Source organism: Pseudomonas nabeulensis (assembly GCF_004682045.1).
In the GTDB taxonomy this organism is placed as follows: Bacteria; Pseudomonadota; Gammaproteobacteria; order Pseudomonadales; family Pseudomonadaceae; genus Aquipseudomonas; species Aquipseudomonas nabeulensis.
Genome location: NZ_QUZT01000022.1, coordinates 77,122 through 85,175 on the forward strand (window position 1 = coordinate 77,122; position 8,054 = coordinate 85,175).

The following is an 8,054-nucleotide window of genomic DNA, read 5'->3' on the forward strand; positions in this document are numbered from 1 at the left end:
AGAGACCTCCTGGTTGTTTATTCATAAGGGCACTAGCCCCAGCGCATCACACACAACAGCCACACCAGGGACAGCGCAGTCGCCACCCAGATGCTCCAGCCGGTGGCGCCGATGACCAGCAAATGCAGGTAGGCGCTGCCGAGAAGACCGATAAACAAGCGATCACCACGGGTGGTGCTGATCGGTAAAAAGCCGCGCCGAGGGATGCTCGGCGAACGCAGCTCCCAGGTGGTCATGCCCACCAGCAACAGGGCGATAGCCGCGAAGAACAGCGCAGTGGGGGTGGTCCAGGCCATCCATTCCATCATCGACTCCTTAGACCCGGCCCAGGGCAAAGCCCTTGGCCACGTGGTTGCGAACAAACCAGATCACCAGCATGCCCGGCAGGATGGTCAACACCCCCGCCGCAGCCAGCACGCCCCAATCGATGCCCGAGGCCGAGACCGTGCGGGTCATCACCGCCGCGATGGGCTTGGCGTTGACCGAGGTCAGGGTGCGTGCCAGCAGCAGCTCGACCCAGGAAAACATAAAGCAGAAAAATGCCGTCACGCCGATGCCGGAGCCGATCAGCGGGATAAAGATCTTCACGAAAAACTTCGGAAAGCTATAACCGTCGATGTAGGCGGTTTCGTCGATTTCCTTGGGCACGCCAGACATAAAGCCTTCCAGGATCCACACCGCCAAGGGCACGTTGAACAGACAGTGGGCCAGGGCCACGGCGATGTGCGTATCGAACAGACCAATCGACGAATACAGCTGGAAAAACGGCAGCAAGAACACCGCCGGCGGCGCCATGCGGTTGGTCAGCAGCCAGAAGAACAGGTGCTTGTCACCGAGGAAGCGGTAGCGCGAAAACGCGTAGGCGGCCGGCAACGCCACACTCAAGGAAATCACCGTATTCAAGCTCACGTAGTACAGCGAGTTGAGGTAACCGGTGTACCAGCTCGGGTCAGTAAAGATCACCTTGTAGTTCGCCAGGGTGAAGTCCTGGGGAAACAGGGTTAGCCCGCCGAGGATTTCGGTGTTGCTCTTGAACGACATGTTCAGCAGCCAGTAGATCGGCACCAGCAAAAACAGGATGTAGATCAGCAGCGGGATAACCTTGCGCTTGCTCATGTTGGCGGCCTCAGCGGTTGGCGTCGGAGTGGGTCATGGCGGTGTAGAACAGCCAGGACACCAACAGGATGATCAGGAAATACACCAGGGAAAACGCCGCTGCCGGGCCCAGGTCGAATTGACCTACAGCCATCTGGGTCAGCGTCTGACTCAAGAAGGTGGTGGCGTTACCCGGTCCGCCCCCCGTGAGAACGAAAGGCTCGGTGTAGATCATGAAGCTGTCCATAAAGCGCAGCATCACCGCGATCAGCAGCACGCTCTTCATCTTCGGCAACTGGATATGTCGGAATACCGCCCAGGCCGATGCACGATCGATCCGCGCCGCCTGGTAGTACACATCCGGAATGGCCCGTAGTCCCGAGTAGCACAGCAGCGCTACCAAAGACGTCCAATGCCACACGTCCATGACCAGCACCGTGACCCAGGCGTCCATGGTGTTGGCCGCGTAGTTGTAGCTGACACCCAGTGCATTGAGCGTTGAACCGAGCAACCCGATATCGGCACGGCCAAAGATCTGCCAGATAGTGCCGACTACGTTCCACGGAATCAGCAGTGGAATCGCGAGAATGATCAGTACCAGCGACGACCAGCGGCCCTTGGTCGGCATGGTCAGGGCGATGGCGATGCCCAAGGGGATTTCGATCAGCAGCACACAGGCCGAATAGATGAACTGGCGCATCAATGAGTCGTGCAGGCGCGGGTCGAGCAGCACCTGCTTGTACCAGTCCGCGCCGACGAAGTAGCGGCTGGACTGGTCGAAGATGTCCTGCACCGAGTAGTTGACCACGGTCATCATCGGGATCACCGCACTGAATGCCACCAGCAAAAACACCGGCAACACCAGCCACCAGGCCTTGTTGTTCTGCACCTTGTTCATGGCTGCACCTCCAGCAGGTAGTCGTCGGCGTAGAGCATCAGCCATTGCGCAGGGAAGCTGATGGACGCCTTGCCCTCAGGCACCGGTTTGTCTTCGGCCAAACGCACCTTGAGCGGTGCGCCGTCGAGGTTGAGGGTCATGATCTTGTAGGTGCCAAGGTCTTCCACATGTGCGACGTCGGCGTGCAGGGCGTCAGGGTTGGCCTCGTCCCACACGTGGATAAATTCTGGACGGATGCCCACCTGGAGTCTTTGGTAGTCAGTGCTGGCAATCCGTTGCTGCATCGCCTCGGGTAACGGCAGATGGGTGCCGGCAAACCGCACCCCGCCCGCCTCGGCCTGCACCTCGATCAGATTCATCCCTGGGCTGCCGATGAAATAGCCGACAAAGGTGTGGCTCGGGCGTTCGAACAATTCGCGGGGTGTGCCGAACTGTACGATCTGCCCGCCGTACATCACCGCGATCTTGTCGGCGAAAGTGGAGGCCTCCAACTGGTCGTGGGTGACGTAGACCATGGTGATATTGAATTGCTCGTGGATCTGCTTGAGCTTGCGCCGCAGTTTCCACTTGAGGTGCGGGTCGATCACCGTCAGCGGTTCATCGAACAGGATCGCCGACACGTCGTCGCGCACCAGGCCTCGGCCCATGGAGACTTTCTGTTTTTCGTCGGCGGTGAGGTTGCGGGCTTTTTTGGTCAGCAGGTTTTGCAGGTCGAGGACTTCGGCAATTTCCTGCACCTTGCTGTGGATTTTCGCCTCGGCCATGCCCTGGTTTCTGAGAGGGAATGCCAGGTTGTCGAACACGGTCATGGTGTCGTACACCACCGGGAACTGGAACACCTGGGCGATATTGCGTTTTTCCGGGGTGAGGTCGTTGACCACTTGGGTGTCGAACAGCACCTGGCCTTCGGACGGGCTAAGCAAGCCGGAGATAATATTGAGCAAGGTCGACTTGCCGCAGCCAGAAGGGCCGAGCAACGCATACGCCCCGCCCTGCTCCCAGATATGGTTCATTGCCCGAATCGCGTAGTCCTCTGGGCCGCTCGGTGTAGGGCTGTAGCTATGGGCCAGGTTCTGCAAATGGATCTCGGCCATCAGGCAACCCTCGCGACACGCCGGCCGGGGGCCTGGACCAAACGGCCCTGGCCATCGAACACAAACAGTTTATGGGTGGGGATATACACGCGGATCGGCGCGTCGACGTCGTACTCGTGCACCCCCGGCAGGTGCAGCACCAGCAGAAAGTGCTCGCTGCGCACATGCAGGAAGGTTTCCGAGCCGCTGATCTCAGCGACTTCCACGGTGACGGCCAGCTCCAGGTCATCGTCGTTGCTGGGCACCAGGCTGATATGGCTCGGGCGCACGCCAAAGCGGAATTCGCCCTCGCCGATGGGGCGCAAATCCACGTTCAGCGGAAAGTGCACAAAATTGGCGAAGCTCACTTCATTGCCACTGATCCGCCCCGGCATCAGGTTGATCGGCGGCTCGGAGAACAACTCGGCGGCCAATACCGTCTGCGGCTGGTGATACACCTCGGCGGCCTTGCCACTCTGGATCACCCGGCCTTCGTGGAGAATGGTGGTGGTGCCACCCAGGGCCAGGGCCTCGTTGGGCTCGGTGGTGGCATAGATGGCGATGGTATGGCGCGCCTTGAACAGTTCGCGCATTTCCTGACGCAGCTCTTCGCGCAGTTTGTAGTCCAGGTTCACCAGGGGTTCATCGAACAGAATCAGTTCGGCGTCTTTCACCAGGGCGCGGGCCATGGCCGTGCGTTGCTGCTGGCCACCGGACAACTCCAACGGATGGCGTTGCAGGAATTTCTCGATACGCAGCATCCTGGCGGTTTCCAGCACCTTGCTCTGGATAACCTCGTTGGACACACCGGCCTGGCGCAACGGCGAAGCGATGTTTTCGAAGACGGTCATGGTGGGGTAGTTGATGAACTGCTGATACACCATCGACACATTGCGCAGGCGCACCGGTTTTTGCGTGACATCCACGCCGTTCATCAGGATGCGGCCACTGTCGGGCTTGTCCAGGCCGGCCATCAGGCGCATCAGGCTGGTCTTGCCGGACAGGGTGCGGCCGAGCAATACGTTGAAGGAACCGGCTTCGAAACGCAGGGTGGCGTCGTCGATCCAGGTTTGCCCTTCGACGACGCGGGAGACATGTTCCAGGGTCAATGACATGACACGACCTTTTTTATTATTGGAATGAATCTGGCCAGGTGTCGGAGCGAGTTTCGTGCCAAAACGGCAAGCGGTTGATGCGTAAGGAAATGGGGTGAATGGCGTGTTCGGGAATGAACACTCTGGGTGAACAACTGAACAGTTCGGGGGTTGACAATGAACAGTTCTGAACAACACTCTTCTGACTCGGTTGCCCAGACAACAGAGGGCAAATGTGGGAGGGGGCTTGCCCCCGATAGCTGTGTGTCAGTCAATACATCTGTCACTGACCTACCGCTATCGGGGGCAAGCCCCCTCCCACATTGGAGCGATGTCCGACAGTAAAATTGTGCAGTACCCCATAACAATAAAAACGCAGGTCACCCCATGGCCGAACCACTGTCTCACGACACCCTTATCCAGGAATCCTGGCGCCGCTGCCGCGCCTTTGGCCTGGATCACCAAAGCGCCCCCAGCTTCGATCAGCTCCCCGCCGAAGGCATCAGCCAACTGCTGGAAAGCCAACACTCCCTGGTACAGACCACCCACCAAGAAGTGCTGCCCTACTACGAAAATATCCTGAGCAATTCCAACTGCCTGATCATGCTGGCCGACAATCAGGGCCAGGTGCTGACCTCGTGGGGCACGCAACGCTTTATCGAGCCCAAACTGGCCCGTGGTTTTCACCCCGGCGCCAGTTGGCGGGAGCGTTCCAGCGGCACCAATGCCATTGGCACCGCGCTGGCCTGCGCCCAGGCGGTGCATATCGAACACGATGAACACTTCCTCAAGGCCAACCGCTTCATGACCGGTTCGGCAGCGCCGATCTTCGATGCCCAGCGCGAGATCATTGCGGTGCTGGACGTGTCCAGCGACAGCTACCTGCCGCCCTCCCACACCCTGGGCATGGTCAAGATGATGAGCCAGACCGTGGAGAACCGGCTGATCCTCAACCTGTTTCGCGGCGAGCATTTCCAGCTGACGTTCAATACCGGTCTGAGCAACCTCGACAGTCAATGGGCAGGTCTGTTGATTTTTGATGAGAGCGGCCAGGTGCTGTCGGCCAATCGCCGTGCCGACAACCTGCTGGGCATCAGCCTGTCGCGGGTGATGATCGACCGTTTGTTCAAGGTGTCGCTGCTGGAGTTGCTGAACCAGCCGGAGGGTTTGCCGTTTTCATTGCAGGCGGCGGGACGCAATCGGTTCCAGTGCCTGTTGAAGCGGCCCAAGCAAATGCCCGTGCAGGCGCGCGTCTTCAGTGAGCCGCCCAAAGCCCCTTCGATTGGCCTCAAGACCTTGCACTTCGGCGATGTCCGTGTAGAAAAAGCCGTGCGCCAGGCCGAGCGCCTGCTGGAAAAAGACATCCCGTTGTTGATCCACGGCGAAACCGGCGTGGGTAAAGAAGTGTTTGTCAAAGCCTTGCACCAGGCCAGCTCCCGCAGCCGACAGGCCTTTATCGCGGTGAACTGTGCGGCGATTCCGGCGGAGTTGGTGGAATCGGAACTGTTCGGCTATGAAAAAGGCGCGTTCACCGGGGCCAATCAGAAAGGCAGCATCGGCCTGATCCGCAAGGCCGACAAGGGCACGCTGTTTCTCGACGAGATTGGCGATATGCCGCTGCCGACCCAGGCACGGCTATTGCGCGTGCTGCAGGAGCGTTGTGTGCAGCCGGTAGGCAGCAGTGAGTTGTTCCCAGTAGATTTGCGCATTATCTCGGCCACCAATCGCGCGCTGCGCGAACAGGTGCAGGCCGGGCGTTTTCGTGAGGATTTGTACTACCGCATCGGCGGCCTGACTCTGGAGCTGCCGCCCCTGCGCGAGCGCACCGACAAACGGGCACTGTTCCAGCAACTGTGGCAGCAGCACCGCGAGCCCACCCAATGGGCGGGTTTGAGTGCTGAGGTGCTGGCGCTGTTCGAACAGCATCCGTGGCCAGGCAATCTGCGTCAGGTCAGCAGTGTCTTGCAGGTGGCCCTGGCCATGGCCGAGGAGCAACCGATCCGTCCGGAGCATTTGCCGGATGATTTCTTTGTGGATTTGAAGGACGCTGCACCGCTGCCGCCCCGTGAAGAGCTGGACGACAACATCGACCTGAACCAGCGCTTGAAGGCCGCTGGCGGAAATATCTCCCACCTGGCACGTGAGTTGGGCGTCAGCCGCAACACGCTGTACAAGCGGCTGCGCCAGCCTTAGCGCGGTTTGACCACCACCAGCAGATCGGTGAAGTACTCCACCTGGATCGGCAGGTTATCCGCCAATGTCGACAGTGCCGCAGTGGTGTCATCGAGCTTGAACACCCCGGACACCCGCAGGTTTTGCAGGGCTTGGGAATCAAAACGCACCAGGCCGTGGCGGTAGCTGGCCAAGGTTTGCAAGACCTCACCCAAGGGCTGGTCGTTGACCTTGAGCAGGCCACGGGTCCACGCATCCGGGTCGCTGTTGCCGATGGCTTGGGGTGCTTGGGCGTGGCCGTGGTCGAGGACCGCCCGCTGGCCGGCGCTGACCTTGACCCCGTCGTCGGCGTCGCCTTTGACTGCCACGCTGGATTCGATCACCGTCACCAGCGTGGTGCCGTCCTCGGCGCGCTTGACCAGGTAACGCGTACCCAGCGCGGTGGCCGTGCCCTGGTTGGTGCGCACCACGAACGGTCGCTGTGGGTCCTTGGCTACCTCCACCCAAACCTCACCTTGCAGCAGTTCGATCATCCGTTGGTGGCCGTCGAATTTCACGTCCACCGCCGAATTGCTGTTGAGCTGCAATTGGCTGCCGTCTTCGAGGGCGATCTGACGGCGTTCGCCGATGCTGGTGCGTTGATCGGCCATCCACACGGGCAAGTGATCCAGGCTGAACCAGCCGCAGAACAACACCCCCAGCAGCCCCGCCACGTGCACACCCCGTGGGCGACGCGGGGTAAACGCACGGTCAAGGGCGATGCGCGCAGGTTTGGCCGGCAAGGTGTCGAGGCTGCCCCACAGGCCGCGCATGCGTTCGATGGCGAGGGCATGGCGCGGGTCGGCCTGGCACCAGGTGTTGAAGGCCTGGCGGTCGGCCTCGGTGACGTCTTCGTCGTGCAGGCGTGTCAGCCAATTCGCGGCTTGCTGGATGATCTGTTCGGCGTTCATGTCAACGGGTCGGCGCCGTGCAGGCTGTGGTAGCAGTGCACCAGGGCGCTGGAGATGTAGTTTTTGACGGTGCTGGAAGACACCTCCAGGCGCGTGGCGATTTCGCTGTAGGTCAGCCCGTCCAAGCGGCTCAGCAGGAAGGCTTCACGGGCCTTGGCGGGCAAGCCGGCGAGCATTTCGGCGATGCGTTCCAGAGCTTGCAGTGCCACGTGGATGGCCGCCGGATCGGGCATGCCGGCGTCTTGGCACTGGATCATCAGGGCTTCCATGTAGGCCTTTTCGATACGTCGGCGCCGGGCGCCATCGATCAATAACCGCCCGGCCGTGGTGGCCAGGAATGCCCGGGGTTCCTTGATGTTTTGCGGTTCGGCCAGTAGCAGAACACGAATGAACGCATCGTGGGCCAGGTCGGCGGCATGTTGTGAACAGCCGAGTTTTTTGCGCAGCCAACCGTGCAACCAGCCGTGGTGTTCGCTGTACATTGCCGTGAGGGTCTGCTGGCGGGTTGAGTCGCCCAGCGTGGCCGGAATGTCGTGCATGCGCAAAAGTATCTCAAATGGGAAATATTACCAATTGCGCGAACAATGCCAGTAAAACGGTGAGGGGGCAAGGATCTCAGAGTCGATACAAAGCAACTGTGGGAGGGGGCAAGCCCTAAACAGCAGATGAGCGGCTTTCTGTAGTGAGCGGGCTTGCCCCGCGCTGGGGGGCGAAGCCGCCCTAAACCCTGGTACCGCAGTGCTTCAGACAGACCGGGTGGATGGATTTGGGG

General features: G+C 60.4%; 8 protein-coding genes. 1 reads left to right on the forward strand and 7 read right to left on the reverse strand.

What is annotated here, in order from left to right; genetic code table 11:
- Nucleotides 1–32: 32 nt before the first annotated feature.
- Genes DYL61_RS13865 through DYL61_RS13885 form a run of 5 tightly spaced genes read right to left on the reverse strand, consistent with a single transcriptional unit; the run spans nt 33 to nt 4,181 of the window.
- On the reverse strand, nt 33–305 hold the full coding sequence (locus DYL61_RS13865; RefSeq protein ID WP_105699341.1) for a DUF2160 domain-containing protein: 273 nt from the start codon (nt 303–305) through the stop codon (nt 33–35).
- A 10-nt stretch (nt 306–315) separates the two neighbouring features.
- Entirely contained in the window at nt 316–1,116 is an 801-nt protein-coding gene (locus DYL61_RS13870) for a carbohydrate ABC transporter permease (RefSeq protein ID WP_003174634.1), read from the reverse strand.
- 10 nt (nt 1,117–1,126) lie between these two features.
- Nucleotides 1,127–1,993: a carbohydrate ABC transporter permease gene (locus tag DYL61_RS13875; protein ID WP_135308776.1), complete on the reverse strand. Its 867-nt coding sequence runs from the start codon at nt 1,991–1,993 to the stop codon at nt 1,127–1,129.
- Complete coding sequence (locus DYL61_RS13880; RefSeq protein WP_135308777.1) at nt 1,990–3,087, reverse strand: ABC transporter ATP-binding protein; 1,098 nt, start codon at nt 3,085–3,087, stop codon at nt 1,990–1,992. The genes DYL61_RS13875 and DYL61_RS13880 overlap by 4 nt, the downstream gene beginning before the upstream one ends.
- On the reverse strand, nt 3,087–4,181 hold the full coding sequence (locus DYL61_RS13885) for an ABC transporter ATP-binding protein (protein ID WP_105699339.1): 1,095 nt from the start codon (nt 4,179–4,181) through the stop codon (nt 3,087–3,089). Before DYL61_RS13885 ends, DYL61_RS13880 begins: the two co-directional genes overlap by 1 nt.
- 366 nt (nt 4,182–4,547) lie before the next feature.
- Here DYL61_RS13885 and DYL61_RS13890 point away from each other — a divergent pair, with 366 nt between their 5' ends.
- Complete coding sequence (locus DYL61_RS13890) at nt 4,548–6,353, forward strand: sigma-54-dependent Fis family transcriptional regulator (RefSeq protein ID WP_135308778.1); 1,806 nt, start codon at nt 4,548–4,550, stop codon at nt 6,351–6,353.
- Here DYL61_RS13890 and DYL61_RS13895 read toward each other — a convergent pair.
- The gene (locus tag DYL61_RS13895) at nt 6,350–7,282 is read right to left on the reverse strand and encodes a FecR family protein (protein ID WP_135308779.1); all 933 of its coding nucleotides are present in this window, start codon (nt 7,280–7,282) and stop codon (nt 6,350–6,352) included. The genes DYL61_RS13890 and DYL61_RS13895 overlap by 4 nt on opposite strands.
- On the reverse strand, nt 7,279–7,821 hold the full coding sequence (locus DYL61_RS13900) for a sigma-70 family RNA polymerase sigma factor (RefSeq protein ID WP_135308780.1): 543 nt from the start codon (nt 7,819–7,821) through the stop codon (nt 7,279–7,281). Before DYL61_RS13900 ends, DYL61_RS13895 begins: the two co-directional genes overlap by 4 nt.
- Nucleotides 7,822–8,054 lie beyond the last annotated feature (233 nt).

Bases quoted from the DNA above. Each gene is read 5' to 3' on its own strand.
- DYL61_RS13865 (WP_105699341.1), bottom strand. From the start codon at position 305: ATGGAATGGATGGCCTGGACCACCCCCACTGCGCTGTTCTTCGCGGCT.
- DYL61_RS13870 (WP_003174634.1), bottom strand. From the start codon at position 1,116: ATGAGCAAGCGCAAGGTTATCCCGCTGCTGATCTACATCCTGTTTTTG.
- DYL61_RS13875 (WP_135308776.1), bottom strand. From the start codon at position 1,993: ATGAACAAGGTGCAGAACAACAAGGCCTGGTGGCTGGTGTTGCCGGTG.
- DYL61_RS13880 (WP_135308777.1), bottom strand. From the start codon at position 3,087: ATGGCCGAGATCCATTTGCAGAACCTGGCCCATAGCTACAGCCCTACA.
- DYL61_RS13885 (WP_105699339.1), bottom strand. From the start codon at position 4,181: ATGTCATTGACCCTGGAACATGTCTCCCGCGTCGTCGAAGGGCAAACC.
- DYL61_RS13890 (WP_135308778.1), top strand. From the start codon at position 4,548: ATGGCCGAACCACTGTCTCACGACACCCTTATCCAGGAATCCTGGCGC.
- DYL61_RS13895 (WP_135308779.1), bottom strand. From the start codon at position 7,282: ATGAACGCCGAACAGATCATCCAGCAAGCCGCGAATTGGCTGACACGC.
- DYL61_RS13900 (WP_135308780.1), bottom strand. From the start codon at position 7,821: ATGCACGACATTCCGGCCACGCTGGGCGACTCAACCCGCCAGCAGACC.